Below are 25,858 nucleotides of genomic sequence, written 5' to 3' on the forward strand. Positions count from 1 at the left end.
GGTCAAGGAGCGAAGAAACACCTAACTGGAGTGAGATCCGCACCCCGAGGCATACAGAGGCCAACGGCGAAGGATCGTCCGTCGCGGGCACTGCAGCGAAGGTTCATTCTTAACGACTGTCCCGAAAGGACTATTGCCGTTATGGCCAAGATCATTGCATTTGATGAAGAGGCACGCCGCGGCCTTGAGCGGGGCCTGAACATCCTCGCCGACGCCGTTAAGGTCACCCTCGGCCCGCGTGGACGCAACGTCGTCCTCGAAAAGAAGTGGGGCGCCCCCACGATCACCAACGATGGTGTATCCATCGCCAAGGAGATCGAGCTGGACGATCCTTACGAGAAGATCGGCGCCGAGCTGGTCAAGGAAGTTGCCAAGAAGACGGACGACGTCGCCGGCGACGGTACCACCACGGCAACCGTGCTGGCACAGGCACTGGTGAAGGAAGGCCTGCGCAACGTTGCTGCCGGCGCCGACCCGCTGTCCCTCAAGCGCGGCATCGAGAAGGCCGTTGAGGCCGTCACCGCCGAACTGCTGAACTCCGCCAAGGAAATCGAAACCAAGGAAGAGATCGCCGCTACGGCGTCCATCTCCGCCGGTGACGAGGAAATCGGTGCCCTCATCGCCGAAGCCCTGGACAAGGTGGGCAAGGAAGGCGTCATCACGGTCGAGGAGTCCAACACCTTCGGCCTGGAGCTTGAGCTCACCGAAGGCATGCGCTTCGACAAGGGCTACATCTCCGCCTACTTCGTCACCGACGCTGAGCGCCAGGAAACGGTCCTCGAGGATCCGTACATCCTGATCGTCAACTCTAAGATCTCCAACGTCAAGGAACTGGTTGCTGTCCTGGAAAAGGTCATGCAGTCCAACAAGCCGCTGCTGATCATCGCCGAGGACATCGAGGGCGAGGCCCTGGCCACCCTGATCGTCAACAAGATCCGCGGCACCTTCAAGTCCGTTGCCGTCAAGGCTCCGGGCTTCGGTGACCGCCGCAAGGCCCAGCTCGCCGACATCGCCGTCCTCACCGGCGGCCAGGTCATCTCCGAGGAAGTTGGCCTCAAGCTGGAGAACGCCGGCCTGGAGCTCCTGGGCAAGGCACGCAAGGTTGTTGTTACCAAGGACGAGACCACCATCGTCGAAGGTGCCGGCGACGCGGACCAGATCGCCGGCCGCGTGGCCCAGATCCGCGCCGAGATCGAGAACTCCGATTCGGACTACGACCGCGAGAAGCTGCAGGAGCGCCTGGCCAAGCTGGCCGGTGGCGTTGCAGTCATCAAGGCCGGTGCCGCAACCGAGGTTGAGCTCAAGGAGCGCAAGCACCGCATCGAAGACGCAGTGCGCAACGCGAAGGCTGCTGTTGAAGAAGGCATCGTCGCCGGTGGCGGCGTGGCCCTCATCCAGGCCGGTGCCAAGGCATTCGCCAACCTGCAGCTGTCCGGCGACGAAGCAACGGGTGCGAACATCGTCCGCGTTGCCATCGACGCTCCGCTGAAGCAGATCGCCTTCAACGCCGGCCTGGAGCCGGGCGTTGTGGTGGACAAGGTCCGCGGCCTGCCCGCAGGCCACGGCCTGAACGCAGCAACCGGCGAATACGTCGACCTGCTGGCTGCCGGCGTGAACGACCCCGTCAAGGTGACCCGCTCTGCCCTGCAGAACGCGGCCTCCATTGCCGGCCTCTTCCTCACCACCGAGGCAGTTGTGGCTGACAAGCCGGAGAAGAACGCTGCTCCGGTTGGCGGCGGCGACGACATGGGCGGCATGGGCGGCTTCTAGCCCTTTCCTGCCGGGCCTGGTCCCGCGAAGACATAAATGCGGCCCCCTCTTGTGAGGGGGCCGCATTTGTTTGTCCTCCTGGGAGTGTTGTCCGGATATGCAGCGTTAGGGCGCCGGAAGCCGGCTTTAGGTGGACAGAAACTCCAAGGGGCTACTTCCTGGCGCCGGCGAGCATCCCTTCGACTTCCTTCTTGAACGCGTCAGCGGCTGCCTGCGGGGTGAGTCTGTCATACAGGACCTCATCGGTGTACCGCTTGATCACGTTCTGCACGCTGCCGGCACCTACGGGCGGGACCGGCGGTGCTCCCTCCATGTCAGGGGCGATGTCCTTCAGGAAGCCGACCACTGTGGTGTCCGCCGGCTTCAAGGACGGGGTGATGCTCTCCACGATCTCCGCATTGGTGGGCACGCCGCGGTCTGTCATCAGGATCGCCCCGGCCGCTGGGCTGTTGGCCAGGTAGTTGATGAAGGTGGCTGCGGCTGCGGGGTGCTTTGAGCGGGAGGAAGCGGACCAGAACATGGTGGGCTTGTAGTACATGCCGTTTGTTGCCGCGGAGCCGTCCATGCCGGGTGCGCGGAGCATCTTGATGTTGCTGCCGGTAGTGGCCTCAAGGGAGCCGAGCTGGTTTGTCCACCACCAGGCCATCCCCACCCGGTTGGTGCCGAAGAGGCTTTCTTCGAGGCCCGCGCCGGAATCTTCGGTAGCGACGCTTGCGGGCGGGCTGGCCTTCGAGTCGCGCTGTTCCTTCAGGCGTTCCCAGAAAGCGGCGGCCGTGGACGTGTCGAAGTCCAGCTTGCCGTCCGCTGAATAGAGGTTTTCGCCGTGCTGCCGCAGCCAGATGATCAGGTCCGCTTCGTTGGTGCCGTAGGCGGCCCCGTAGTTCTTGCCGTCACCCGCCGCACTGATCCTGGACGCCGTGGCCATGAAGTCATCCCAGGTCCACTTGGTGTCATCGGGGAGGGGAACGTTGGCAGCCTCGAACACCTTGGTGTTGGCCATCACCACATAGGCGTTCTGGCCGGTGCTCAGACCGTACTGGGCGCCGTCGTACTGGCCCGACGCCAACCCTTCCTTGTCGAGCTTGGAGGTATCGATTCCGTCCTGCTTTGACAGGTCGAGGAGGGCTCCGCGTCCGCCGTACTCGGCGATGTACTTCTGGTCCATCTGAATGACGTCAGGCGCATCGTTCGCGGCGGTCTTGGTAGCGAGTTTGTCCCAGTAGCCGGCCCATTCGCCGGGCTCGGATTCGATCTTGATGTTGGGGTGTTCCGCTTCAAAAGCGTCGATGACCTTTTCGGTCTGGGAGTTGAGGTATTCGTTTCCCCACCACGCAAACCGCAGAGTGACTTCGTCGCTGTTGCCGGAGCCGCCGGAGGTGCCACAGCCCGTAGTGAGGAGGGAAAGGGCGACAGCCACTGCGCCGAGCTGGAACTTCCTCCGCCTGCCGGATGGAATCGTCATTGATGTGCCTTCCTTGTTCTGGTGATCACGCTTTTCCCGTGCCGGCAACGGGCCTCGGTGCCCGCCTTCCCGATTCTTAGAAAGCGCTTTCTCGTATGACAAGGATTGTGCCTGCGACCACACGGCCGCGTCAAGGGATTTTCGGTAAACGCTTTCCGATACTTCCTCTTTTCGGCTGCCCGGGTGCGCCAGCTCCTGTAGGCGGCTGCAGGGCGGCGTTGGGGAAGGGCCGCGGACCCCCTCTTTGTCGGTGTCTTCTGGCAGGATGGACCGGTGACGATTACTGCAGCGGCCGACGGTTCGGCATTGGGAAACCCAGGCCCGGCCGGCTGGGCCTGGTATGTGAATGACGACTGCTGGCGCGCCGGCGGCTGGCCGCACGGCACCAACAACCAGGGCGAGCTGATGGCCGTCCTCGATCTTTTCCGGGCTACTGCGCACCTTCCCGGAGAGGACCTGCACATCCTCTGTGACAGCCAGTACGTCATCAACTCCATTACCAAGTGGATGCCGGGCTGGAAGCGCAAGGGCTGGCGGAAGGCCGACGGCAAGCCCGTGCTGAATGTTGAGCTGCTCAAGGAACTGGACCGCGAACTCGCCGGGCGGAAATACCGGTTCGAATGGGTCAAGGGGCATGCCGGGCACCACCTGAACGAAGCCGCGGACGACCGCGCCCGGGCTGCTGCCACTGCCTATCAGCAAGGTGTTGCTGCCCGTTCTGGCCCCGGCTTTCCCGGCGCCCACCACCTGTCCGCCCCGGGGGCCCGCGCGGGCGGTGCCTCCTCGGCGCCGGTCCAGCCTCCCGCAGCGCCCGGAGAACCTGACCTCTTCAACCAGCAGGAACTGGCACAGCAGAACGCTGATCAGCCGAGCACCAGCCACCAGCAGCAACTGCCACGGCAGGACCAGGACCAGTTGGACTTTGCCGGGCAGGACTTTGCCCAGTTGGACTTCGCCCAGCTGGATGACGCGGCCTTTGATCTGGCTGGCGCGACCGGCCAGGCCCAAACTGCGGCTCCCGAAGCGCTGGTGGAGGAGCTGGAACGGGAACTGCTGGGCCCCCTGGTCCGCGGCGATATCGGCCGGACGGCCGTCCTCCTGCACCCCGACTTCCTCGAGATCGGCAGTTCGGGACGGGTCTGGACCCGGGATGCCATGATGATGGCCCTGGAAGAGGACCCGGGCGAGCGGACCGATATCGAGATCCTCGGCGCGGACCGTGTTGGCCCCAATGCAGTCCTGTTGACGTACCGGAGCTTCGCCCGCTCGGGTACAACACTCCGGAGCTCACTGTGGGTGCTCGACGGTGACCGCTGGCGGCTTCGGTTCCATCAAGGCACTCCGGAAGCCTGACAGAGGCGCACGGCGTGCCCGGGTCCGGCCGGCCTAGCTGAACCGCTGGGTGTTTCCTTGCTCTGCCTGGGCGTAGGTGGTAGCCGCCGAGGCCAGGGCCATGTTGATCGAAGCGAGCGATGCTTCCACCCGCCCCTGGGTGATGGTCCATTCCGTGACGAGGGCTTGGAAGTTGGTGGCCGCGGAGCCGCGCCAGGAGCCCTGGAGCTCGTCCAGTCCCCGTTTCATGGCCTGGACGTCTGCGCTGATCCTGTCCACGGTGGCCTGGACGTTGGCCGACTTGAGCTGCAGGAGTTCGGTGTCGACGGAGATGATGCTCATGGCAGTGCCTTTCGCTGTAGGGGCAGCGTGTGCTCCCGTGCCCGGCTGGTCCGGACTTCTGCAACGAGCTTAGGAAAGCGGCCGCCCGCATGCGATGGACCCTGGCCGCTATGTGGATAACGAGGCAAAGGCGCGGCGGTCCCGATACAACGGTCCCCCCGCGGCGGCCCCTATGCGGTCTGCCGGGGGAAAGTCCCCAGATCCTCGGTTTCGAACGTCTCCGTTGCAGCTGCCCGGGAGCCGCCCGCATCTGACGTGTCTCGCCCTGACGCGGCGCTGCCCGGCGCGTCTTCGCGCTGCGGAAGGCTGACCACCAGGGTGGCCCCGCCGCCGTCGGTATTCTGCACCCGCACGGAACCGCCATGGGATCCCACGATGGCTGCCACAATGGCCAGGCCCAGGCCGCTGCCGCCGGTCTCACGCGTGCGGGACGTGTCCGCGCGGTAGAAGCGTTCGAAAACCTTGGAGGCATCTTCCTCGGAGATGCCCGGCCCGTGGTCGCGGACTTCAACGACGGACCGCTGGCGCCCGTCCTCTGAACGGCGAACGCCGACAGCTAGTTCGATGGGGGTGTTCTCCGGGGTGTAACGGAGGGCGTTGCCCACCAGGTTGCCCACCACCTGCCGGAGTTTGGCCTCGTCGCCCAGGGCGGGCGCGGGAGCCGCGGAGCCGCCGTCGAGCCCCACCAGCGAAATGACCCGCGAACGCGAACTGGCCTGCGTATCCACCACGGCATCGTGGGCGATCAGCTGCAGGTCCACGGGCTTTTGCTGCAGGGGCCGTTGCTCGTCAAGGCGGGCCAGCAGCAGCAGGTCCTCCACCATGGAGCCCATGCGCTTGGCTTCGCTTTCGATCCTTCCCATGGCCGTGGCGACGTCCTCGTCGGTGGCCAGGGCGCCGTGCCGGTACAACTCGGAGAAACCGCGGATGGTCACCAGCGGGGTCCGCAGTTCATGCGAGGCGTCGGCAGCGAACCGGCGCATCCTCGCCTCCGAGGCCGTGCGGGCGGCGAAGGCCGTTTCGATGTGCGCCAGCATGGCGTTCAGCGAACTGCTCAGCCGGCCGAGCTCGGTGCCGGGGTTCTCCACCTCCACACGGCGGGAGAGGTCTCCGGCAGCGATCGCGGCCGCCGTTTTCTCTACCCGGGCCAGCGGCCGGAAGGCACGGGACACCGTCCAGCTGGCGATCAGGGACGCCAGCAGCAGCGTCAGCAGCCCGACTCCGGTTACCACGAGCGTGGCGTGCTTCAACACATCATCCACACCCTGCAGCGACAACCCAATGACCACCACCGCCGTGGTCTGGTTGGTCTGGACCGTCACCGCAACAACCCGCCAGTTCTCCCCGTCGGTCCCCCTGACCTGGTACGGGACACCGCCGCGCGACTGGGCCTGCTCAACGGTAATGGAGCTGATGTCCGGATGGTTTACGGGGTCCCCGCCAAACGGAACCGGATCCTGGCCGGGCGCAAAAAGTATCAGCGAATAGTCGGTGGGAACGGTCGGGTTCGGGGCCTGGAGCTGCGTGAACGAGCGCTGCTTCCCGGCCAGCTCAACGGCGGCGTGCAGCTTGTCGTCCACCTGGCCCTGCAGGTAGCTGTACAGGAGGGTCAGGGTGCCCGCTCCGGTCACTGTCAGGGCAACGATGAGCAGGGCCATGATCATGGCCACCAGTTGCGTCCTGAGGGAGGCCGACTTCCAACGCTGCAGCAAGGTCAGCGCTTTTCTGCCGTTCGAAGCACGTAACCCACACCGCGCTTGGTCTGGATCAGGGCAGGAGCTTCAGGATCGATGTCCACCTTCCGGCGGAGGTAGGAGATGTAGGACTCCACGATGGAGGCATCCCCATTGAAGTTGTACTCCCACACATGGTCCAGGATCTGCGACTTGGACAGCACCCGGTTCGGGTTGAGCATGAGGTAGCGGAGCAGCTTGAATTCGGTGGGGGAGAGCTCGATGACGGTGCCGCCGCGGCGCACTTCGTGGGCGTCGTCGTCGAGTTCCAGGTCATCGACGCGGATCACGGCGTCGTCGTCGAGCAAGGGCTGGGTCCGGCGCAGGACGGCGCGGATCCTGGCTACAACTTCGTCCAGGCTGAAGGGTTTGGTGACGTAGTCGTCGCCGCCTACAGTGAGGCCGGTGACCTTGTCCTCGGTGTCGTCCTTGGCCGTCAGGAACAGGACGGGGAAGTGCTTGCCGGAAGCGCGCAGACGGCGGGTAACGGTGAACCCGTCCATGTCCGGGAGCATCACGTCCAGGACGGCGAGGTCCGGTGCGTGCAGGTCCGCAGCGGCGAGGGCTTCGCGTCCGTTGGCTGCGGAGACCACGTCGAATCCAGCGAACCGCAGGGAGGTGGAAAGCAGCTCGCGGATGTTGGGTTCGTCATCCACCACGAGGAGCTTCGCTTCAGGGCCGTTCTTGTTCATGTTCCCATCATGCTCCCAGACTCTGGGAGTTGTCTGGATATCTGTTGGAAGCCCGTTGTGAACCGGCCGTGGACGGCGGGCCCCCAGACGGCACTGCCGGCCAACGTGCAGACTACTCCGCCGTTTCCACGTCCTTGGCGTCCATGATCCGGTAGGCGTAACCCTGTTCGGCGAGGAAGCGCTGGCGCTTCGCGGCGAAGTCCTGGTCCAGCGTGTCCCGGGCCACGAGTGAGTAGAACCGGGCTGCCCGGCCGTCCTTCTTGGGCCGCAGCAGCCGGCCAAGCCGCTGCGCCTCCTCCTGACGGGACCCGAAGGACCCCGACACCTGGATCGCAACCGACGCCTCCGGCAAGTCGATAGAGAAGTTTGCCACCTTCGAGACCACAAGCGTCTGAATTTCCCCGGCCCGGAAGGCATCAAAGAGTTTCTGGCGCACCTTCACGGTGGTGTCGCCCTTGATGACCGGGGCCTGGAGGCGTTCGCCGAGCTCGTCCAGCTGGTCGATGTACTGGCCGATGACCAGCAGCTGTTCCCCGCTGTGCCGGGCCACCAGCTGCTCCACCACCTGTGTCTTGGACTCGGACGTGGCGCAGAGCCTGTATTTGTCCGCGTCGTCAGCCATGGCGTAGGCAACCCGCTCATCCCGCGGCAGGTCCACCCGGACCTCTACACAGTCGGCAGGGGCGATGTAGCCCTGGGACTCGATGTCCTTCCACGGGGCGTCGTACCGCTTCGGTCCAATCAGGCTGAAGACCTCGCCCTCCCGGCCGTCCTCGCGCACCAGCGTTGCGGTGAGGCCCAGACGGCGCCTGGCCTGCAGGTCAGCTGTCATCCGGAAAATCGGCGCTGGCAGCAGGTGGACTTCGTCGTAGATGATCAGGCCCCAGTCGTGCCCGTCCACCAGCTCCAGGTGCGGGTACAGCCCGCCGCGCTTGGTGGTGAGCACCTGGTACGTGGCAATGGTGACGGGACGTACTTCCTTGAGGGCTCCCGAGTATTCGCCGATCTCATCCTCGGTGAGTGACGTGCGTTTGAGCAGCTCGTCCTTCCATTGCCGGGCCGCAACGGTGTTGGTGACCAGGATCAAGGTGGTAGTTGAGCCGGTGGCCATGGCCGCGGCACCCACCAGGGTTTTACCGGCCCCGCACGGAAGGACCACTACTCCGCTGCCGCCGGCCCAGAAGTTGTCGCTGGCCATCTGCTGGTACGGCCGCAGCTTCCAGCCATCCTCGTTCAGCGCGATGAGGTGCGGGGTGCCGTCCACGTAACCGGCCAGGTCCTCGGCAGGCCAGCCGATCTTGAGCAGGAGCTGCTTAAGCTGCCCGCGCTGGGAGGCATGCACCACCACGGTTTCGCCATCAATCCGCGGGCCGAGGAGCGGCTGGATCTTCTTGGAACGGATCACTTCCTCAAGCACCGGATAGTCGTCGGTGCGCATCACCAGCCCGTGCTGCGGGTCCTTTTCCAGGCGCAGCCGGCCGTACCGGGACATCGTCTCCTCGACGTCGATCAGCAGCGAATGCGGCACCGGGAACCGTGAGTATTTCAGCAGCGTGTCCAGGACCCGTTCGGCGTCCAGCCCGGCTGCGCGCGCATTCCACAGTCCCAGCGGCGTCAGCCGGTAGCTGTGGACATGCTCGGGCGCGCGTTCCAGTTCGGCGAAGGGCGCAATGGCGTGCCGGGCTTCGGTGGCGAGCTCGTGGTCCACCTCGAGGAGGATGGTTTTGTCGCTCTGGACTATCAGGGGTCCGTCGTTCACGCGGGGAGGTCCTTTACTGGCGCAGTTCCTCTGCGGCCTCAATGTCGATAATGCGGTGGATGGACAGCACCCGTTCGGTGTCCTTCGCGGGGTCGAAGACCCGGACGCGTCCGCCGCTCACTGAGAGGGGAACAACAATCTCCAGGTTGGCATTCCCCATGCCGTCCACCACGTTCATGCTGATCCGCTGCTTGAGGCGGATGGCACGCTGCAGGGCCTCCAGGCCCAGCTGGGTGGCTGCCTCCGAGCCGACGTCCGCCTCCCCTGCGTGGCTGACGACGGCGGCAGGGCGGTGCCGGAGCACGTCCAGTTGGGCTTGGACCTCCTTAGCTCCCGGTGCTGTCCGCGGGGCGGTATAGACAGGCCGCGAAGGAGTGTTCGGGGCCGGTACCCGCCGGAGCCGGAGAACAGGCTGCTCCGATTCGTCAAGGGACGGCGAGAGCCCCAGGCTGCGGAGGACGTTGGCTGTTTCCCTTGGGGGAGAGGTTGAGATGAGGACAGTGGGGGCAATCCGGACCAGGCCGAGCCCCTCGGTTTTGGGCCCCTGCAGCAGTTCGAGCAGCGCGGCCTCGTCCTCGCTGTGGATGAAGCTCGCTGCGCCGCCGACGCGCAGCCGGCCGTGGCGGGCGGCTGTGTCCTCCACGAGGTACTGCAGCGGCTGCGGAACGGCCGTGGCTGAGTGTTCCCGCAGGAACTCCAGCAGGTCCGGGGCGCCATGCCCCGCGTCCAGGGCCCGGCGGATGGAACCGGGAGAGAACCGGTAGATGGTGGCCGGCCCCTGCCCCTCGGCGTCGGCCATGGCCAGCAGTTTCTCGGTCAGTCCGGGGGCAAGATAGCCGGGGGCCACGGCAGTAAGGTCCGCCTGCAGGAGCACATGGTTCAGCTCCGCCGGCAGGTGCTCGCCCAGGATGGCGAGTGCGGCGTCCGGATCATCATTGGCGATGGCGCTCCCCAGCTGGCTCAGCGCGCCGGAGCCCAGCAAACCGAGAAGTTCCGCCTCGCCCAGTACCCCGCGGATCAGCGAGCTGAAGCGCCGCGCCATCCGTGGCTGGGCCCACTCCGCCCGCTGCAGGACAGCGGCTGCATTGAGCACCGGAGCGGTGCCGTCCGGTGCCGCCGCTTCCCGTGTAAGTTCGTTCAGGATCTCAAGGATCCGCTTGCGCACCACCGGGGCGTCGGGGCGCTGTGCTTCCGCCGATAAGGCGATGACGGTGCTCCCGGACGCAGCGCGGTGCCCTGCCGCCGCGCCCAGGGTCCCGTTGATGGGCTGGCCCACCATGGACGGAACGCGCTCGCTGGCCAGCCACGCATTTACCAGCCAAAGCCATTGTTCCTGCCGGGGCAGCACCAGCCACTCCAGCTCGGCCGGCTGAACCCAGGACGACGAGTCAACATCCAGCCGGATCAGGCCTGCCAGCCCGCAGAGCTCCAGAAGCAGCCCCACACGGGGTTGGTCGATTCGGAGCACCTCCGACAGCCGCCGCATCTCGCGGACGCCCACGCCGCCGCTGCGGAGCGTTGCCAGCGGCTGTTCCTTGACGGCATGGAGCATTTCGCCCACCAGCCGCAGGGTCTCGGCGATGGCGCCGAGCGCCGCGTTTCGCCGCAGCGCGGCGGTGGTGGTCCCAAGCTCAGGAACGGGCGGGGACAGGGCGAAGTCATTGATGATGGCACCGCCGCGCAGGGAAACCCCCACGCTGTGCGGCAGTTCCACGTGGGCTGCGTCCAAGGGCACCAGCAGGCCACGGGCCAGCAGCCAGTCGACGGGTCCGACGTCGGGCCCCTCGCTGGTGATGGATGCCTTGCGTTGCGCCTGGGGGACGGCGCCCATGGCCCAGTTCCGGAATTTGGCGAGCAGCGCCGTGGTCCGTTCCGGAGCGGTGGACAGTATGTGCTGCAAGGCTTCCGGGGACGAGGTCCAGTGCTGCAGCGCCAGCGCCGCCTCCATGGGCGTAGTGGCACCATGGATGGCCGCGCCGCTGCGGTGGAGTTCTCCAACAAGCTGCACGGCCCGCTGCGCGAACGCCGGCTGGAGGCGCACCAGCTCCGTGTAGCTCCGTCCCAGCCCGGCCGGGTAGATCCCCACCACGTCCTTGAGGCTGCCCACGGGGAGGTAGTAGCGCTGCTTGCCGGGCGGGGTCCCGTGCGGGGGGTCTGCGCGGTGCACCAGCGCGAGTTCCTGGAGTGATGCCAGGATCCGTTCCACGGCGGCAAGGGTGGACCCCGAAATCAGTTTCCGCAGCCCCGCGGCCGACGCGCTGTGTTCGGTATCGGTGTTGGTGCTCAGGTGGAGTGTTTCCAGGACCTGCATCTGGGGCCGGTTGAGGCGCTCCAGGGCCCGCTGGACGCTGACCCGGCCGCTGGCCCTGGCAGCGAGGGCGGCGAAATCGGGAACGGTGGGGGATATGAGGTCCGGCCGCGCGTCGAACAGCGCCCGCAACGAGTCGTCGCTGCGGGCCTCCAGGTCCTTGCTGAGCGCGCGAATAAGGGACATCAGTCCAACGTTACCGCCCGTCCGGTTTTCCTGCCCGGCGGCGCCCGGCGACGCTGTCCAGGACAAGGAACAGCATCAGGAGGAACGCCAGCGGCAGGCCGTAGAGCGCCGTGTAAGTGACCCAGGCCGGAGCCACGGACCCGGCGAAGGCAAGCGCCATTACGGCTGCCACCGCGGCCAGCGAGAGCACGGCAATAACTGCGGCGAAGATCGTCAGGGGCCGCCGATAACGCGAGGGAGTCATAAACGCAACGCTAACAGCCCGGTCCGACACCCGCAGGTACTGGGGCTGGGGCGGCCGTCATGGGCCTATGGCCACGGGGTTCCCTGGCCATAGGCTTATGGGGCTGCGCACGGGCGGGGAGGAAGCGGTTGAAAGCAGGATTACGGCATGGGCAGGATAACCTTGGGGGAAACAGACCAACACGGTCTCCAGCTGTCATACCTTGAACCCGCACAACAATGCGGATGCGGTGACGGCTGGCCGTGTCTCAAGACGTCAGAACGAAGAAGGTTGATTACGTGCCTACCGGCAAGGTCAAGTGGTATGACAAGGACAAAGGCTTCGGATTCCTCGCGGGCGAAGACGGCCAGGAAGTGTTCCTGCCCAAATCCTCGCTGCCCGAGGGTGTCACGGAGCTGAAGGCCGGCACCCGCGTTGAGTTCGGTGTGGCCGACGGCCGCAAGGGCGCCCAGGCACTGGGGCTGCGCGTGCTGGACAAGACGCCGTCCATCGCCAAGGCGAAGCGGCCCAGCGCCCGGGACCTTGCTCCGCTGGTCCAGGATCTGGTGACCGTGCTGGACAACCTGTCCGGAACCCTTTCCAAAGGCAAATACCCGGAAGGCAACAAGGGCAAGGCTATCGCCGCCGCCCTGCGTAAGGTTGCCGACGAGCTGGACGTTTAGGCCCCGATGATTCCGGAAGCTGATCTGCCGGAGCCGCAGGAGCCTGTGGCCCGGGAAGCCGAAGCCCCCGCCACCACGTCCACTGCCCCCGCTGCCACGTCGCCCTCGCCCGCGCCAGCGCCGGTGAGGGCAGCCAAGCCGCGCGCCGGCGTGCCGGTTTGGCGGACCGGCAAGCCGGACGCTTTCCTGGCGGCCGCCGTGGATACTGCACGGAGCGCGATCGAGGGCATCACGGCGGCATCGGATATTGGAGCCCACCTGGCTGCCAAGAGCGAAGGCGACCGCCTGGTAACGCATCTTTTTGAGTCCCGGCTGCCCGGCTACGGCGGGTGGCAGTGGTTCGCGGTGCTGACCCGGAACTCCCGCTCCAAGGTTGTGACCGTCAACGAGCTGGGATTGCTGCCGTCCGAGGACTCCATCCTGGCCCCGGAATGGGTTCCGTGGGCAGAGCGGGTGCGGCCTGAAGATGAACAGGAACCGGAGCCCGAGCAGGAGCAGGAGCAGGAACCGGAGCCCGAGCAGGACCAGGAACCGGGGCAGGAACCGGAAAGGGCGGGGACCGGCCCCGTCTCCGTGGATTCCGCTGCTGCGGCAGAAGCTGATGCTGAAGCAGTCGGTGCAGGAGAGGCTGATGCTGCCACGGCCGCCTGGGAGGACCAGGAACCGGAACAGGACCAGGAACTTTCCTGACCACAAACAAACGGCGCCGTCCGGGATGAACCCGGGCGGCGCCGTCGTACGTTAAGGCGTTCCGCTACTTGCGCAGCTCGCCCACCACGTAGTCGATGCTGGCGAGCAGGGCGGACACGTCGGACGGCTCGATGGCCACGAACGTTGCGATGCGCAGCTGGTTGCGGCCCAGCTTGCGGTACGGCTCCGTGTCCACGATGCCGTTGGCGCGCAGGACCTTGGCCACCGCGGCCGCGTCCACGGACTCGTCGAAATCTATGGTGGCAATAACGTTCGAGCGCTCGTCCGGGTTGGTGACGAAGGGCGTGGCGAACCCGGAGGCCTCGGCCCAGCTGTAGATGCGGCCGGCGGAGTCAGCGGTGCGGGCGGACGCGAAGTCCAGGCCGCCGTTGGAGTTCAGCCACTGCACCTGCGCGTCCAGCGTCACGAGGGTGGAGAGCGACGGGGTGTTGTAGGTCTGGTTCAGGCGCGAGTTGTCGATGGCCGTCTGCAGGTCCAGGAAGTCGGGAATCCAGCGGTCGCTGGCCTTGATCCGGGCGGCGCGCTCCAGGGCAGCAGGGGAGAAGAGGCCGAGCCACAGTCCGCCGTCGGAGGCAAAGTTCTTCTGCGGGGCAAAGTAGTAGACATCACTTTGTGCCACGTCGACGTCCAGCCCACCGGCAGCAGAGGTGGCATCCACCAGGACCAGGGCTCCCTCGTCCGCGCCGGCGACCCGCTGCACGGGGGCAAACACGCCGGTGCTGGTCTCGTTCTGCGGCCAGGCGTAAACGTCCACGCCCGCTTCGGCCTGGGCCGAGGGGCGGGTGCCGGGGTCTGACTTGATGATGGAGGACGCGTCCAGGAACGGGGCCTTGTTGGTGGCAGCGGCGAACTTGGAGCCGAATTCACCAAAGGAAAGGTGCTGGGCCTTCTTCTCGACCAGACCGAAGCTGGCAATGTCCCAGAAAGCCGTGGAACCGCCCACCCCGAGCACCACTTCGTATCCCTCGGGTGCACGGAAGAACTGGCTCAGGCCCTCGCGGACGGAGCCCACAAGGTTCTTGACCGGCGCCTGGCGGTGGGAGGTTCCGAGGATGTTCTTTGACGCGGCTGACAGCGCATCTATCTGCTCCTGCCGGACCTTGGAAGGCCCGGCGCCGAACCGTCCGTCCTTGGGAAGGAGGTCGGCGGGAATAGTGATGCTGGTTTCGCTCACAGGTGCTCCAATTTCGGCGTGGACGTAACTTTGGTCCGGACGGGTGTTGGCGGCCGGCAGCCGGCGGTGACTGCGACCAGGGCCTTCCTCATTCTGCCTGACGCGCTGTTTCGGCGGGAACCTGGGCCGTCATAGTCCAGCCAATGAGACGCCTGCAAAGCACGGGCGTGAACTATTCGGACTAAGTCAAAATAGGCTAAGCTTTTCCACGGACTACGTCGCGGTGAAGGCGATACGGTGGGACAACGCAAGGTACTGCGCTCGAGGAGCTGAGCTGGATGACGGATCTGATCGACACTACGGAAATGTACCTTCGGACCATTTTGGAGCTCGAAGAAGAGAACATCGTTGCTCTTCGTGCGCGCATCGCTGAGCGGCTCCGGCACTCCGGTCCCACGGTGTCGCAGACCATCGGCAGGATGGAGCGCGACGGCCTGGTGGTTGTCTCCGGAGACCGGCACCTCGAACTGACTGAGACGGGCCGCAAGCGCGCCACTGAGGTTATGCGTAAGCACCGCCTGGCCGAGCGCCTGCTCGCCGATGTGATCGGGCTGGACTGGGCTTACGTCCACGACGAAGCCTGCCGCTGGGAGCATGTGATGAGCGAGCGGGTGGAGCGGCGCATCTACGAGATGCTCAACCACCCCACGGAATCCCCCTACGGGAATCCGATCCCGGGCCTGGACGCCCTGGGCGGTGCCCCGTCCCCGGGCTTTGCCGACGGCGCCATCAGCCTTCTTGAGGCGATGAAGTCTTACGGTCCTGCCTCAGTGGTGACGGTGAGCCGGCTCGCGGAGCCCATCCAGGTTGAGCCCGAGCTGCTGTCCCAGCTCGACGAGGGCGGCATCCGCCCGGGTGCTGCCGTATCCCTGGAGCGGGTGGGCGACTACATTTCGGTGCGGGTTCCGGGCATTGAAGGGGCCCTGGAACTGCCGCCCGAGGTGGCCGCGCACGTGTTTGTGGCAATCCGCCGGCCCGCGGCGTAAGGCCGGCCGCCCTACCCCGCAACGGGCCATTTCCGCAAAGATAACGGAATTGTTACTTAGGGTCTTAAGCCCCTATAGTTAAACCAAGCGTTGATATTAAAGCGTTACCTGATTTGGAGCCGAGCTCTGCCAGCGGATCGGGAGCACGAGTCGTAACTGGCAGAGGCGGGGGAACCACAACCGGCAGCGGGGGACTGCCTTGGGGTGAAGTCCGTCAGCAGCGAGCCTCTTCCAGCGAAGGATCCTTACGGGGATACCTCTGTGCCGAAGCTTGCTTACGGCGGACCGGGTCTTTGAACTCTCTGACCCGAATCCGACAGCTAACTCCGCAGGCTTTCCAGAGAGGAACCCTTCTTGACCATGCAGAATTCCAGGGGACGCCGCCGCGCGGCGGGCCCTGCTTCGACGCCGCGTGTCGTCGAGGTCATCACTGCGGAGCGCCCCCGCGATCTGCACCGTGATGCGCGCAGGCGTCGAGGTCCCCTCCGCCAGATAACGGAGTTCGCCGCAGCCAGCGGCATCGGCCAAAAGGCCGGCATCGCCTTGGCTGCCACCGGCCTGGTCCTCACCGTAACCGTTCCGGCCACGAGCCCCGTGATGGCCACAGACGCCACGGGCGGCTCCCCGGTGGCCGCCTCGTCGGTGACGCCGCAGCCCCAGGTTTCCGCCGAAGCGGGAGCGCAGATCGACTTCAGCCGCTCGGCCGTTGTCACCCAGGCCGACCCCGACGGCAAGCTGAAGCAGCTGCTCAGCGCCCAGTCCGCAGGCGCCATCAGCCGCGCCGCCTCCGCCGGAAGCCTCGGCGCTCCGCTGGCCGTGATGACCACCGCATCTCCCTTCGGCTACCGCGTCAGCCCCATCACCGGCGGCAACGGCGACTTCCACCGGGGACAGGACTACGTGGCCCAGTGCGGGACCTCCGTGATGGCCGCCGCCACCGGAACCGTGACCTTCGTGGGCTGGCACCAGTTCGGTGGCGGCAACCGCGTGGTGATCGACCACGGCAATGGCCTGGAGACCACCTACAACCACCTGTCGTCCTTCAGCGTCAAGGAAGGGCAAACCGTCTCCCGCGGGGACGTGGTGGCCCTCAGCGGCACCACGGGGGCCTCCACCGGCTGCCACCTCCACTTCGAGGTCCAGGTCAACGGCGAAGTGGTGGACCCCACAGGCTGGCTCTAGTCAAGTGACCGTGGACTCTCAAATGATCTTGACCTGCCGTGACCTGAATGTGACATTCGCTCGAAACTGCTGTACCGTCTAACTCGCGTCAACTTTTCCGAAGTTGACGCTCTTGTGCGGATTGCCTAACTCTGCCACCGCTCAAGGTCCGTTCGCATGACATCGTCTGGCAGGGGCGGGGGAACCAATTTTGGCCTTTGTATTTGAAAGGCCTTGGGGTTAAGTCGCAAAAGCTTCCTTGGAAGCGGAGCGGCCGGGTGACTCCCATCCGAATCCGACAGCTCACCTCGCAGGCATTGGGAGAGGCTACCTTCGTGTCTTCACGCCATAATTCTGCGCGCCACCGTGCGCAAACGGTTCGTACCAACCCCCTGGACACCATGTCCAGGGCTGTTAGTGCCAATGCCGGGACAGTTGGTCGCCAGGCTGCAGTCATCGCAGCTGCATCCGGCCTCATCCTGACCATGGGACTGCCTGCCAATGCCGCAGACACCACCGCTGGTGTGTCCGCCTCGACCGAGTCCGGGTCCGCCCAGAGCGCCCTTGCCGTTACGGCTGCGCCGACGGCCACCGTCTCCTTCGAACGCCCGGTGGTCAAGACCACCGCCGCTCCCAAGGTTCAGGCCGTCCGCACCCAGTCCACCGACTCGGGTAATGGAAACGCTGCCACCGGAACTGCTGCCTCCGCAACGGAGAAGCTGGCCGAAACCGTCTCCTCGGCTGCCACCTCGGGCATTGCCGCCATCGCGTACACCGGCATCGGCCACTCGTACGTGTGGGGCGGCACCAGCCCGGTCACCGGCTGGGACTGCTCGGGCTTCACCCAGTGGGTCTACGCCCAGGCTGGCATCAGCATCCCCCGCACCAACGCGTGGACTGCGATGAAGCCGACTTCCACTCCGCAGCCCGGAGACCTTGTTATGCAGAACGGCGGCGCGCACGTTGGCATCTACGTCGGCAACGGCATGATGATCAGCGCCCTGAACCCCTCCCAGGGAACGCTGCTGCACGCGGTTGCCGCCACCGGCTCCTCCGCGTTCTTCACCATGAACTAGTTCTTCGACCTTCCGGTCCAAGGGCTTTTTCTTTGCCCCACCAAGCTTTCCGCTAAATCACACATCCCCGTTCGGGACGTGCCGGCGTACCCCCAAGATGCCGGCACGTCCAAAGCCCCCTGTCTGCCTACAAGGTGACGGGGGAAAACGAAAGAGAGAATTGATGACTACCCGTGCAACCGCACGCCATCGTGCCGAGGCCCCCAAAACCAACTCGCTGGCCATCATTGCCAAGGCTGTCGGCGACAACGCAGGCGGCGTCGGACGCCAGGCAGCAGTAATCGCCGCCGCTTCCGGCCTGGTCCTCACCAGCGGCCTGGCCGCCAATGCCGCCGACGCCAACGTCCAGCGTGACTCCGCTCCGGCGTCCAACCTGGAAGTTGAATCAACGGTTGCGGCTCCGATTTCGGCTGAGTCCACCATCAACATTTCCTTCGAGAAGCCAGCGGTGACCACCACGCCGGCTCCGGTCGTGGAAGCCCCTAAGCCCGAGGTGGAGGTCCAGGAAGCGGCCGCTCCCGCGGCGAAGCCCGTGGTTGCCGCCAAGGTGTCCGCCCCGGCTTCGGCCCCCGCTGCCTCGGCAAGCGGCAAGGGTGCAGCCATCCTCTCCGCTGCCTACGCCCAGCTCGGCGTCATGCAGGACTGCACCATGCTGGTCACCAACTCCCTGGCCGCCGTCGGAATCAACTTCCATGACTGGCCTGCCGGTTACCTCTCCCTGGGCCGTACCGTGAGCGCCGCCGAAGCGCAGCCGGGCGACCTGATCTACTACGCCGATGGCGGCGCCGGTATGGCGCACGTGGCTGTCTATGCCGGAAACGGCCAGGCCGTTCACGGTGGCTACAACGGCAACCAGACCGTTGTCTTCAGCGCCAACGTCGGTTCCGGCCCGGTCTTCATCCGCGTCAACTGACACCCTGGCCCGGCTGTCCGGGCTGATCGGGATTGAAGACGACCCCTGCCTCCTGAGGCGGGGGTCGTCTTGCGTTAAGCGGACAAACCGCCGCAGCCTTTCGGCAGGACACGGCGGGTGACGTCACCGGAATTAGCTGATAGTGGACTTCTTTGTTTACTCTTGTGGTGTCGATCCATAGCCCGGACATGCCGAGGGCAGCCGGCCCTCGTGCCCCTGACGGGTGCGGCCGTGAAGAGGTACGTGCATGCGCACTCTCGTTCTGAATGCTGGATATGAACCGCTGGCGGTCATCACCTTCCGCCGGGCGCTGGTGCTTGTGCTCACGGGCAAAGCGAGCGTCGTCGCCGAGGGGGATGATCCCGTGGTGGGACCCCAGGAGATCCTGGGCCGCCCGTCCGTGATCCTCCTGAACCGCTACATCCGCCCCAGATACAACCAGTCCACGGCGGTCAGCAGACGCGGTGTGCTGCGGCGTGACGGGCACAAGTGCGCCTACTGCGGAAAGGCTGCGCACACCATCGACCACGTCCACCCAAAGTCCCGGGGCGGTGCCGAGTCCTGGGAGAACCTCGTGGCTGCCTGCCTGCGGTGCAACAACGCCAAGGGTGACCACACTCCCGCGGAAATGGGCTGGAAGCTGTTGTTTGTCCCCGAGCCTCCGCACGGCACCATCTGGCAGATCAAGGAACTCGAAAAGCCCACGCCTGCCTGGGATCCGTTCCTGCTGCCCGAGCGCGCCGCCTGAGCAAGGGCTGCCGGAACAGGCGCCGCCTGAGTAAGCGCTGCCGGAACAGGTGGTGCCCGGACTGTTGTTGCCGGCCTTCGGGCTTGGCCTTGGACCGCGCCCGATTAGGCTGGGGGAGTGGAACGTAACAGGCTGGACTTCGACGCCGTGATCCTGGCCGGCGGACGTTCGTCCCGTCTGGGCGGGGTGCCCAAGCAGGGGCTGGTCTTTGAAGGCGCAACCCTCCTGGAGCTCGCACTGGGCGCCGGTTCAGGCGCGTCGCTGACAGCAGTGGTGGGCCCGGATCCGGGGCCGCTGCCGGCAGGGGTTGTCTCCTGCCGTGAGGAGCCCGAATTCGCGGGACCGGCTGCTGCGGTGGCTGCCGGGCTGGAAGTGCTGTCCGCGGCGGGCGGTGGATCTTCCTTCACCCTGGTGCTCGCCTGCGACATGCCCAGGGCGGCCAGCGCCGTGGAGGCATTGACGCAATTCCTCACATCGGAAGGGCAGGCCAGGGACGGAGTGATGGCCTGTTCCGAGGATGGCAAGCCCCAGATGCTGGTTGGTTTCTACCGCACCAGTGGGTTAAAAAAGGCCGTGCAGGAGCTGCGCGCACGCGGCGGCTTAATCAACGGTTCCATGCGGTCCCTCCTTGCTAGTCTGGACGTGCAGCTTGTCACCGTCCCCGCCGGTTCCACAGCAGATGTGGATACGTGGGATGATGCCGCCGCATTAGGAGTTGACGCCGGGAACCCGGACGTGCGCCAGGACCGGCGCGGCAGCAGTTGAATTGGGAGGCAAACAGTGAAAAGCCAGGATGAAACGCTGGAGGAATGGTGCAGGTCCCTCCTCCAGGCCTACGAGCTGGAGGACGTCCAGGTGGACGTTAATGCCATCCTGGCCCTCGCGGGCGTGGCGGCGCACTCGGTGGTGCGCCCGGCAGCGCCCCTGACCACCTTCATCGCCGGCTATGCCGCCGGCCTTGCCTCAGGCTCCGGGCAAAGCACCGAGGCTTCCTCGATGGAAGAGGCCCTCGCAGTGGCACGTTCCCTGGCTGCCGACTACGACGCTGAAGCCGCCGGGACCCCCGGCGAATGACTGAAGGAGCCGGGGAAGAACGCGGTTCAGCAGGCCAACCGGAGGAAAAGCGGCACCTCGCCCACACCTGGGAGGAAGCCCGCCAGGCCGCCTTCGCGGCGGCAGCACCCATCCCTGCCGGGCCCGTGCCCCTGCACCTGGCCCTTGGCCGCGTCCTGGACCAGGACATCGTGGCACTGCAGGACATGCCGCATTACGCGTCCTCGGCCATGGACGGCTGGGCTGTCAACGGGTCCGGGCCGTGGATCCTCGCCGAACCCGGCACGCGGCTGGCGCCGCACCAGGCAAGCCCCATCGTGACCGGCGGGCTCATACCCCCCGGCGGAAAGGCCATACTCCGCAGCGAAAGCGCAGAGCTGGGCAAGGACGAAGACGGGCTCCCTGTCCTGATGACCGGCGGCGGCGCCCGGCCCGGTGAACCACGCACGGGCCAGCACATCCGCAAAGCCGGGGAGGAAGCCCTCGAAGGGGACATCCTCGTTAAAGCGGGAGTGCAGCTCAACCCGGCGCATCTGGCCTTGGCGGCCCTCGCCGGCTACGACGAACTGCCCGTCCAGGGCAAGCCGGTGGTCCGGCTCCTGCTGACCGGCTCCGAAGTGGTCAGCGAGGGCATCCCGGTTCCAGGCCAGGTACGGGACACCTTCGGCCCGCAACTGCCGGCCGTGGTGGAGATGCTCGGCGGAACAGCGGGCGGCCAGCAGCGCATCGGCGACTCCTACGCGGAGTGGCTTGCCGCCCTCGAAGACGTGGTTCCGGAGGTGCCCGGCGCGCCGGACCTGCCGGCCGACGTCGTGATCACCACAGGCGGGACTGGACGCTCGGGCACCGACCACCTGCGCCGGGCAGTGGCCGAGTTGGGCGGGCGGCTCCTTATCGACGGGATCGCGATGCGGCCAGGTCACCCTGCGGTCCTCGCGGAACTGCCGGACGGTCGGTTTGTGCTGGGCCTGCCGGGCAATCCCCTCGCCGCGATGATGGCGCTGTCCACGGTGGGTGCGCCGCTGCTGGCGGCGCTGGGGCACGGCCAGCTGCCGGCGATGCAGGAGGTGCCCTGCGGAAGCATCATCGAACCTGACCCCGGGCGCACGCGCCTGATGCCGTTTCGCCTGGTGTATGGAATGGCATCGCCGGCGCAGCATACGGGTCCGGGCATGATGCGCGGCCTGGCCTCGGCGCACGGCGTGCTGGTGGTGCCGCCGCACGGCGTCCAGCTCGGCGAGCCCGTCCCGGCCTTCGCGCTGCCCTGGGGGCCGCCCATTCCCGTGCCGGCGGATCCCGGTTCGAAAGCAAAGCCCCGAAACGCTGCGCGGCCCGGACGGGCGGCTGCCAAGCCGGCCACCCCCGGCCCGGTCGACTGGAGTGCGCTCCTTGGCTGACCGCAGCCGCCCGGACGCGTCCCGGCTGGTATCCGGCCCGGGCAATTGCCATGATGGATGTATGAACACCCAGGAGTGGCCATGGGCCGAGTGACCCAGCGCCGCAAGGTGCACAAGTACGTCCTTGACGGCTCTCCGAAAGCCCTCGAATTTCCGGTGCGGCACCGCGAGGATGTCCTCGCAGTGGAGGAGCCGCTGGAGATTCGGCTGGGCCAGCTGTCCTTCTCGGTGACCATGCGCACCCCCGGCGACGACTTTGACCTGGTGGCCGGGTTCCTGGTCTCCGAAGGCATCATCTGGAGCGCCGAGCAGCTTGTGTCGCTGCGGTTCTGCGCCGGCGAGGATGAGAACGGCGTGCAGACCTTCAACGTGGTGGAGGTCCAGCTCCGGCCCGACGTGACAATTCCCTCGATCGGGCGCCACATCTATACGTCCAGTTCCTGCGGCATCTGCGGAACGGATTCCGTGGAGTCCGTCAAGAAGTCCTCCCGCTACAGCCTGGACGAGGATCCACTGGCCATCGACGCGGAACTCCTCGCCTCGCTGCCCGGGCTGCTGCGGAAATCCCAGCGCGTTTTTGAGGAGACCGGGGGAGTGCACGCTGCCGGGCTGTTCAAAATAGGGGACGACGGCGGCGCGGAACTTCTGTGCCTCCGCGAGGACGTGGGGCGCCACAATGCCGTGGACAAGGTAGTGGGCTGGGCCCTGCGTGAAGGGCTGCTCCCGCTGCGCGGGACTGTCCTGCAGGTCTCGGGCAGGGCTTCCTTCGAGCTGGTGCAGAAAGCGGCGCTCGCCGGTATCCCGGTGTTGGCCGCCGTCAGCGCTCCCTCCAGCCTTGCCGTGGAACTCGCCGAAGCGAGCGCCCTGACCTTGGCTGGATTCAGCCGCGGAACCAGCCTCAACATCTACACCGGCGACCAGCGGATCATCAGGCCTGTTGCGTTGACTCCGGCGGAGGTGCCTTCGTAAGCCTGCCCTGCGGTTCCGCTGATATTGTCGGAAACCGCTTGAGGGGTATCCCGCGCAGGCCTTCCGCGAGTAAGCTACCAGCGGGTAGATTTATTCACCGAATGGACACCTTGGTCCACGTTTCCAGCATTTAAGAGGGCCAACATTGCATGACGACCGACGGATCACGGAAGTCCGCCTTGAGAGGTTCGTCCGCGAACGCATCACCCCTGCAATCTACAGCCGGAGCCTGCCGCTGACCCTGAGCAGCTGGGACGTTCCCGATGAACCCGTTCCTGCCCTCGAGGCCATGCGGCAGGACTTCCAGCCGCAGGAACACGGCGCGCCGTGGGGAAAGCCGTGGGGCACCAAGTGGCTCCGCGTGCAAGGCGAGGTGCCGGAATTCTGGGGCGCCGCGCCGGACACCACGGTGGAGGTGGTGGTTGACCTGGGGTTCACCATCGAGGTCCCCGGTTTCCAGTGCGAAGGCATCGCCTGGCGCGCCGACGGCTCCATCATCAAGGCGGTCTCGCCCCGCAACCAGTACATCCCGTTAAAGCTGCTCGGCGGCGGTATGGCGGTGGACTTCTACGTGGAGGCGGCCGCCAACCCGGACGTAGCGCAGGGCTGGACCTTCGCAGCCACCCCGTATGGCGACAAGTCGACCGCCGGTACGGCCCCGCAGTACCGGCTGGGAAACATCGCCATTGCCGAGCTGAACCAGACAGTGTGGGAACTCCAGCAGGACATCTGGACCCTGTCCGGGCTCATGGAGCAGCTGCCATGGGAGCAGCCGCGGCGGCACGGGATCCTCCGCGCCCTCGAGCGGATGATGGACCTGATGGACCCGGACGACGTACCCGGCACGGCAGCGGCCGGACGCGAAGCGCTCGCCGAGGTCCTGGCCAGGCCGGCGTATGCGTCTGCGCACCAGCTGGTGGCCACCGGCCATGCCCACATCGATTCCGCCTGGTTGTGGCCCGTCCGGGAAACCATCCGCAAATGCGCCAGGACGTTCTCCAACGTAGTGGCCCTGATGGATGAATACCCGGACTTCGTCTTCTCCTGCTCCTCGGCACAGCAGCTCGCCTGGATCAAGGAGTTCTATCCCGAACTTTTCGGCCGCATCCGGGAGAAGGTCCGTGCCGGCCAGTTCGTTCCGGTGGGCGGGATGTGGGTGGAATCAGATACGAACATGCCGGGCGGGGAGGCCATGGCCCGGCAGTTTGTTGAGGGCAAGAGCTTCTTCCTTGATGAGTTCGGGGTGGACTGCCAGGAAGCCTGGCTGCCGGACTCCTTCGGATACTCCGCAGCGCTGCCGCAGATCGTCAAGTCCGCCGGCAGCAAGTGGTTCCTCACCCAGAAGATTTCGTGGAACCAGACCAACAGGATGCCCCACCACACCTTCAACTGGGAGGGCATCGACGGCACCCGGCTCTTCACGCACTTCCCGCCGGTGGACACCTACAATTCAGAGCTCAGCGGGCGCGAACTGGCCCACGCCGAGCGCAACTACCGTGACCACGGCCGCGGCACGGTGTCGCTGGTTCCCTTCGGCTATGGCGACGGCGGCGGCGGACCCACCCGGGAAATGCTTGCCGCTGCTGCCAGGACAGCGGACCTGGAAGGCTCACCGAAGGTGCGGATCGGCTCAGCCGCTAGCTTCTTCCAGCAGGCAGAGGCTGAATATCCGTCCCTGCCGGTCTGGGTGGGTGAAATGTACCTCGAACTGCACCGCGGTACGTACACCAGCCAGGCCCGGACCAAGAAGGGCAACCGGCGCAGCGAACACCTGCTGCGGGAGGCTGAGCTGTGGTGCGCCACCGCGGCCGTCCGCACCGACTCGTATACCTATCCGGCGGCCGAGCTTAAGCGGCTGTGGCGGCTGGTGCTGCTGCAGCAGTTCCACGACATCCTGCCGGGCAGTTCCATCGCCTGGGTCCACCAGGACGCCGAGCGCAACTATGAGGCTATCGCCGTTGCCCTCGAAGTGCTCATCGCCGGCGCAGCCGCTGCCGTTCTCGGCACCGGGGAGCGGACCTTCCTTTTGAATGCCGCCCCGCATCCGCGAAGCGGCGTTCCGGCTCTTGCCGCGGCGGAACCGGCCGCGCCGGCGCTGCCCTCCCGGGCCGCCGCACAGGACGGAGGCTACGTCCTGGACAACGGCATCGTCCGGGCCGTGGTGGACGCCGACGGACTGATCACCTCGCTCAAGGACTACGCGAGCGGCCGGGAAGCCATCGCCCCGGGGGAGCGCGGCAACCTGCTTGAGCTGCACCGGGACACGCCCAATGAGTGGGACGCCTGGGACATCGACGAGTTCTACCGGCGCAATGTCACCCCACTGACCAGCGTCCAGTGCGTCCGGTTGGACGACGACGGCGGCGGGACGGCTGTTGTGGTGGAACGGATGGCAGGATCCTCTGCCATCAGCCAGCGCATCAGCCTTGCCGCCGGAAGTCCGTCACTGTCCATCACCACTTCTGCGGACTGGCAGGAGCGGGAAAAGCTGCTGAAGCTCGGCTTTGCCCTGGATGTCCGGGCTGACCGGTCCGCCGCGGAAACACAGTTCGGCCACGTCTTCCGCGCCACCCACACCAATACGTCCTGGGAAGCAGCCAAGTTCGAAATCTGTGCACACCGGTGGATCCACGTGGGGGAACCGGGTTACGGCGTAGCGGTTTCGAACTCGTCCACCTACGGGCACGATGTTGGCAGGAGCATCAGGGAGGCCGACGGCGGCACCACCACCACAGTGCGCCTGTCACTGTTGCGTGCCCCGAAGTTTCCAGACCCGGACGCCGACCGCGGGCAGCACGAACTGACGGTCACCATCAGGCCTGGGGCTGACATTGCCGGTGCCGTCCAGGAGGGCTACCGGACCAACCTCGTGCCCCGCCTGGTCAAGGGCGGCACACCTGTGGAACCACTGGTTTCGGTGTCCAATGCGGCTCTGGTTGTAGAGGCGGTGAAACTTGCGGAGGACGGCTCCGGCGACGTGATCGTCAGGCTGTACGAGTCCCTGGGGCAGCGCTCGGCCGGAAGGCTCACAGCCAACTTCCCTGTCCGGCGTGTCACACCGGTGGACCTGCTGGAGCGGCCCGCCGAGGCGTGCGGGGTGGAGCCGGGCCCGGATAGCGCCGAGCTGCTGCTGCGGCCCTTCCAGCTAGTGACATTGCGCCTTGCCCGGCGTTGACCGGC

Annotated in this window: 22 protein-coding genes and 2 riboswitches; of the genes, 14 read left to right on the forward strand and 8 right to left on the reverse strand. The window is 66.2% G+C overall.

The window, feature by feature from the left end; translation table 11 throughout:
* The first annotated feature begins 141 nt into the window (after positions 1-141).
* The gene (gene groL / locus BACI348_RS04875; protein ID WP_091417205.1) at positions 142-1,770 is read left to right on the forward strand and encodes a chaperonin GroEL; all 1,629 of its coding nucleotides are present in this window, start codon (positions 142-144) and stop codon (positions 1,768-1,770) included.
* Between the two features lie 151 nt (positions 1,771-1,921).
* Here groL and BACI348_RS04880 read toward each other — a convergent pair whose 3' ends face one another.
* Positions 1,922-3,232 (reverse strand): ABC transporter substrate-binding protein, encoded by a 1,311-nt coding sequence (locus BACI348_RS04880; protein ID WP_159824201.1) that lies wholly within the window; start codon positions 3,230-3,232, stop codon positions 1,922-1,924.
* 273 nt (positions 3,233-3,505) lie between these two features.
* On the opposite strand from BACI348_RS04880, the gene BACI348_RS04885 reads away from it, so the two are divergent.
* Positions 3,506-4,585, forward strand: coding sequence for a ribonuclease HI family protein (locus tag BACI348_RS04885; protein WP_159824202.1), 1,080 nt, complete (start codon positions 3,506-3,508; stop codon positions 4,583-4,585).
* Between the two features lie 33 nt (positions 4,586-4,618).
* On the opposite strand, the gene BACI348_RS04890 is transcribed toward BACI348_RS04885, so the two are convergent.
* From BACI348_RS04890 to BACI348_RS04915, 6 genes are all read right to left on the reverse strand, one after another.
* Positions 4,619-4,906, reverse strand: coding sequence for a WXG100 family type VII secretion target (locus BACI348_RS04890; RefSeq protein WP_159824203.1), 288 nt, complete (start codon positions 4,904-4,906; stop codon positions 4,619-4,621).
* Between the two features lie 170 nt (positions 4,907-5,076).
* Entirely contained in the window at positions 5,077-6,618 is a 1,542-nt protein-coding gene (locus BACI348_RS04895) for a sensor histidine kinase (protein ID WP_201298375.1), read from the reverse strand.
* Positions 6,619-6,620: 2 nt separating this feature from the next.
* The gene (locus BACI348_RS04900; RefSeq protein WP_159824204.1) at positions 6,621-7,331 is read right to left on the reverse strand and encodes a response regulator transcription factor; all 711 of its coding nucleotides are present in this window, start codon (positions 7,329-7,331) and stop codon (positions 6,621-6,623) included.
* Between the two features lie 112 nt (positions 7,332-7,443).
* The gene (locus BACI348_RS04905; RefSeq protein ID WP_159824205.1) at positions 7,444-9,090 is read right to left on the reverse strand and encodes a DNA repair helicase XPB; all 1,647 of its coding nucleotides are present in this window, start codon (positions 9,088-9,090) and stop codon (positions 7,444-7,446) included.
* Between the two features lie 13 nt (positions 9,091-9,103).
* Positions 9,104-11,584: a helicase-associated domain-containing protein gene (locus tag BACI348_RS04910; RefSeq protein WP_159824206.1), complete on the reverse strand. Its 2,481-nt coding sequence runs from the start codon at positions 11,582-11,584 to the stop codon at positions 9,104-9,106.
* 10 nt (positions 11,585-11,594) lie between these two features.
* Positions 11,595-11,828 carry a hypothetical protein gene (locus BACI348_RS04915; RefSeq protein WP_159824207.1) on the reverse strand — a complete coding sequence of 78 codons (234 nt, stop codon included), beginning with the start codon at positions 11,826-11,828 and terminating at the stop codon, positions 11,595-11,597.
* Between the two features lie 278 nt (positions 11,829-12,106).
* Here BACI348_RS04915 and BACI348_RS04920 point away from each other — a divergent pair, with 278 nt between their 5' ends.
* The gene (locus BACI348_RS04920) at positions 12,107-12,490 is read left to right on the forward strand and encodes a cold-shock protein (protein WP_050056250.1); all 384 of its coding nucleotides are present in this window, start codon (positions 12,107-12,109) and stop codon (positions 12,488-12,490) included.
* 6 nt (positions 12,491-12,496) lie between these two features.
* Entirely contained in the window at positions 12,497-13,180 is a 684-nt protein-coding gene (locus tag BACI348_RS04925; protein WP_159824208.1) for a DUF3027 domain-containing protein, read from the forward strand.
* 64 nt (positions 13,181-13,244) lie between these two features.
* Here the strand turns inward: BACI348_RS04925 and serC are convergent, their stop codons facing one another.
* A complete protein-coding gene (gene serC / locus BACI348_RS04930) occupies positions 13,245-14,375 on the reverse strand; it encodes a phosphoserine transaminase (protein ID WP_159824209.1) in 1,131 nt (376 codons plus the stop codon).
* 278 nt (positions 14,376-14,653) lie between these two features.
* Here serC and BACI348_RS04935 point away from each other — a divergent pair, with 278 nt between their 5' ends.
* The 10 genes from BACI348_RS04935 to BACI348_RS04980 all read left to right on the forward strand — a co-directional run bounded on the left by BACI348_RS04935 (position 14,654) and on the right by BACI348_RS04980 (position 25,853).
* On the forward strand, positions 14,654-15,361 hold the full coding sequence (locus BACI348_RS04935) for an iron-dependent transcriptional repressor DtxR (RefSeq protein ID WP_159824210.1): 708 nt from the start codon (positions 14,654-14,656) through the stop codon (positions 15,359-15,361).
* 109 nt (positions 15,362-15,470) lie between these two features.
* Positions 15,471-15,711: riboswitch (cyclic di-AMP (ydaO/yuaA leader) on the forward strand.
* Positions 15,712-15,721: 10 nt separating this feature from the next.
* Entirely contained in the window at positions 15,722-16,543 is an 822-nt protein-coding gene (locus BACI348_RS04940; protein WP_159829793.1) for a M23 family metallopeptidase, read from the forward strand.
* Positions 16,544-16,690: 147 nt separating this feature from the next.
* A riboswitch (cyclic di-AMP (ydaO/yuaA leader) is annotated at positions 16,691-16,853 on the forward strand.
* Positions 16,854-16,923: 70 nt separating this feature from the next.
* A complete protein-coding gene (locus BACI348_RS04945) occupies positions 16,924-17,598 on the forward strand; it encodes a C40 family peptidase (protein WP_159824211.1) in 675 nt (224 codons plus the stop codon).
* Between the two features lie 163 nt (positions 17,599-17,761).
* Positions 17,762-18,511: an NlpC/P60 family protein gene (locus BACI348_RS04950; protein ID WP_159824212.1), complete on the forward strand. Its 750-nt coding sequence runs from the start codon at positions 17,762-17,764 to the stop codon at positions 18,509-18,511.
* A gap of 247 nt (positions 18,512-18,758) precedes the next feature.
* On the forward strand, positions 18,759-19,259 hold the full coding sequence (locus BACI348_RS04955; protein ID WP_159824213.1) for an HNH endonuclease: 501 nt from the start codon (positions 18,759-18,761) through the stop codon (positions 19,257-19,259).
* Positions 19,260-19,376: 117 nt separating this feature from the next.
* Entirely contained in the window at positions 19,377-20,024 is a 648-nt protein-coding gene (mobA, locus tag BACI348_RS04960; RefSeq protein ID WP_236557429.1) for a molybdenum cofactor guanylyltransferase, read from the forward strand.
* A 15-nt stretch (positions 20,025-20,039) separates the two neighbouring features.
* Positions 20,040-20,333, forward strand: a complete 294-nt coding sequence (locus BACI348_RS04965; RefSeq protein WP_201298376.1) for a DUF6457 domain-containing protein — start codon at positions 20,040-20,042, stop codon at positions 20,331-20,333.
* Positions 20,330-21,709: a molybdopterin molybdotransferase MoeA gene (locus BACI348_RS04970; protein WP_159824214.1), complete on the forward strand. Its 1,380-nt coding sequence runs from the start codon at positions 20,330-20,332 to the stop codon at positions 21,707-21,709. Before BACI348_RS04965 ends, BACI348_RS04970 begins: the two co-directional genes overlap by 4 nt.
* An 81-nt stretch (positions 21,710-21,790) precedes the next feature.
* Positions 21,791-22,678 carry a formate dehydrogenase accessory sulfurtransferase FdhD gene (gene fdhD / locus BACI348_RS04975; protein WP_159824215.1) on the forward strand — a complete coding sequence of 296 codons (888 nt, stop codon included), beginning with the start codon at positions 21,791-21,793 and terminating at the stop codon, positions 22,676-22,678.
* A 145-nt stretch (positions 22,679-22,823) separates the two neighbouring features.
* The gene (locus tag BACI348_RS04980; RefSeq protein WP_159824216.1) at positions 22,824-25,853 is read left to right on the forward strand and encodes an alpha-mannosidase; all 3,030 of its coding nucleotides are present in this window, start codon (positions 22,824-22,826) and stop codon (positions 25,851-25,853) included.
* The last annotated feature ends 5 nt before the right edge of the window (positions 25,854-25,858 follow it).

The sequence above is a fragment of the Arthrobacter sp. 9AX genome (assembly GCF_902506095.1).
Lineage (GTDB): Bacteria > Actinomycetota > Actinomycetes > Actinomycetales > Micrococcaceae > Arthrobacter.

Coding starts and splice junctions, on each gene's coding strand:
- groL (WP_091417205.1), top strand. CDS start 142: ATGGCCAAGATCATTGCATTTGATGAAGAGGCACGCCGCGGCCTTGAG.
- BACI348_RS04880 (WP_159824201.1), bottom strand. CDS start 3,232: ATGACGATTCCATCCGGCAGGCGGAGGAAGTTCCAGCTCGGCGCAGTG.
- BACI348_RS04890 (WP_159824203.1), bottom strand. CDS start 4,906: ATGAGCATCATCTCCGTCGACACCGAACTCCTGCAGCTCAAGTCGGCC.
- BACI348_RS04900 (WP_159824204.1), bottom strand. CDS start 7,331: ATGAACAAGAACGGCCCTGAAGCGAAGCTCCTCGTGGTGGATGACGAA.
- BACI348_RS04910 (WP_159824206.1), bottom strand. CDS start 11,584: ATGTCCCTTATTCGCGCGCTCAGCAAGGACCTGGAGGCCCGCAGCGAC.
- BACI348_RS04915 (WP_159824207.1), bottom strand. CDS start 11,828: ATGACTCCCTCGCGTTATCGGCGGCCCCTGACGATCTTCGCCGCAGTT.
- BACI348_RS04925 (WP_159824208.1), top strand. CDS start 12,497: ATGATTCCGGAAGCTGATCTGCCGGAGCCGCAGGAGCCTGTGGCCCGG.
- BACI348_RS04935 (WP_159824210.1), top strand. CDS start 14,654: ATGACGGATCTGATCGACACTACGGAAATGTACCTTCGGACCATTTTG.
- BACI348_RS04940 (WP_159829793.1), top strand. CDS start 15,722: ATGCAGAATTCCAGGGGACGCCGCCGCGCGGCGGGCCCTGCTTCGACG.
- BACI348_RS04945 (WP_159824211.1), top strand. CDS start 16,924: ATGTCCAGGGCTGTTAGTGCCAATGCCGGGACAGTTGGTCGCCAGGCT.
- BACI348_RS04950 (WP_159824212.1), top strand. CDS start 17,762: ATGACTACCCGTGCAACCGCACGCCATCGTGCCGAGGCCCCCAAAACC.
- BACI348_RS04955 (WP_159824213.1), top strand. CDS start 18,759: ATGCGCACTCTCGTTCTGAATGCTGGATATGAACCGCTGGCGGTCATC.
- BACI348_RS04970 (WP_159824214.1), top strand. CDS start 20,330: ATGACTGAAGGAGCCGGGGAAGAACGCGGTTCAGCAGGCCAACCGGAG.
- fdhD (WP_159824215.1), top strand. CDS start 21,791: ATGGGCCGAGTGACCCAGCGCCGCAAGGTGCACAAGTACGTCCTTGAC.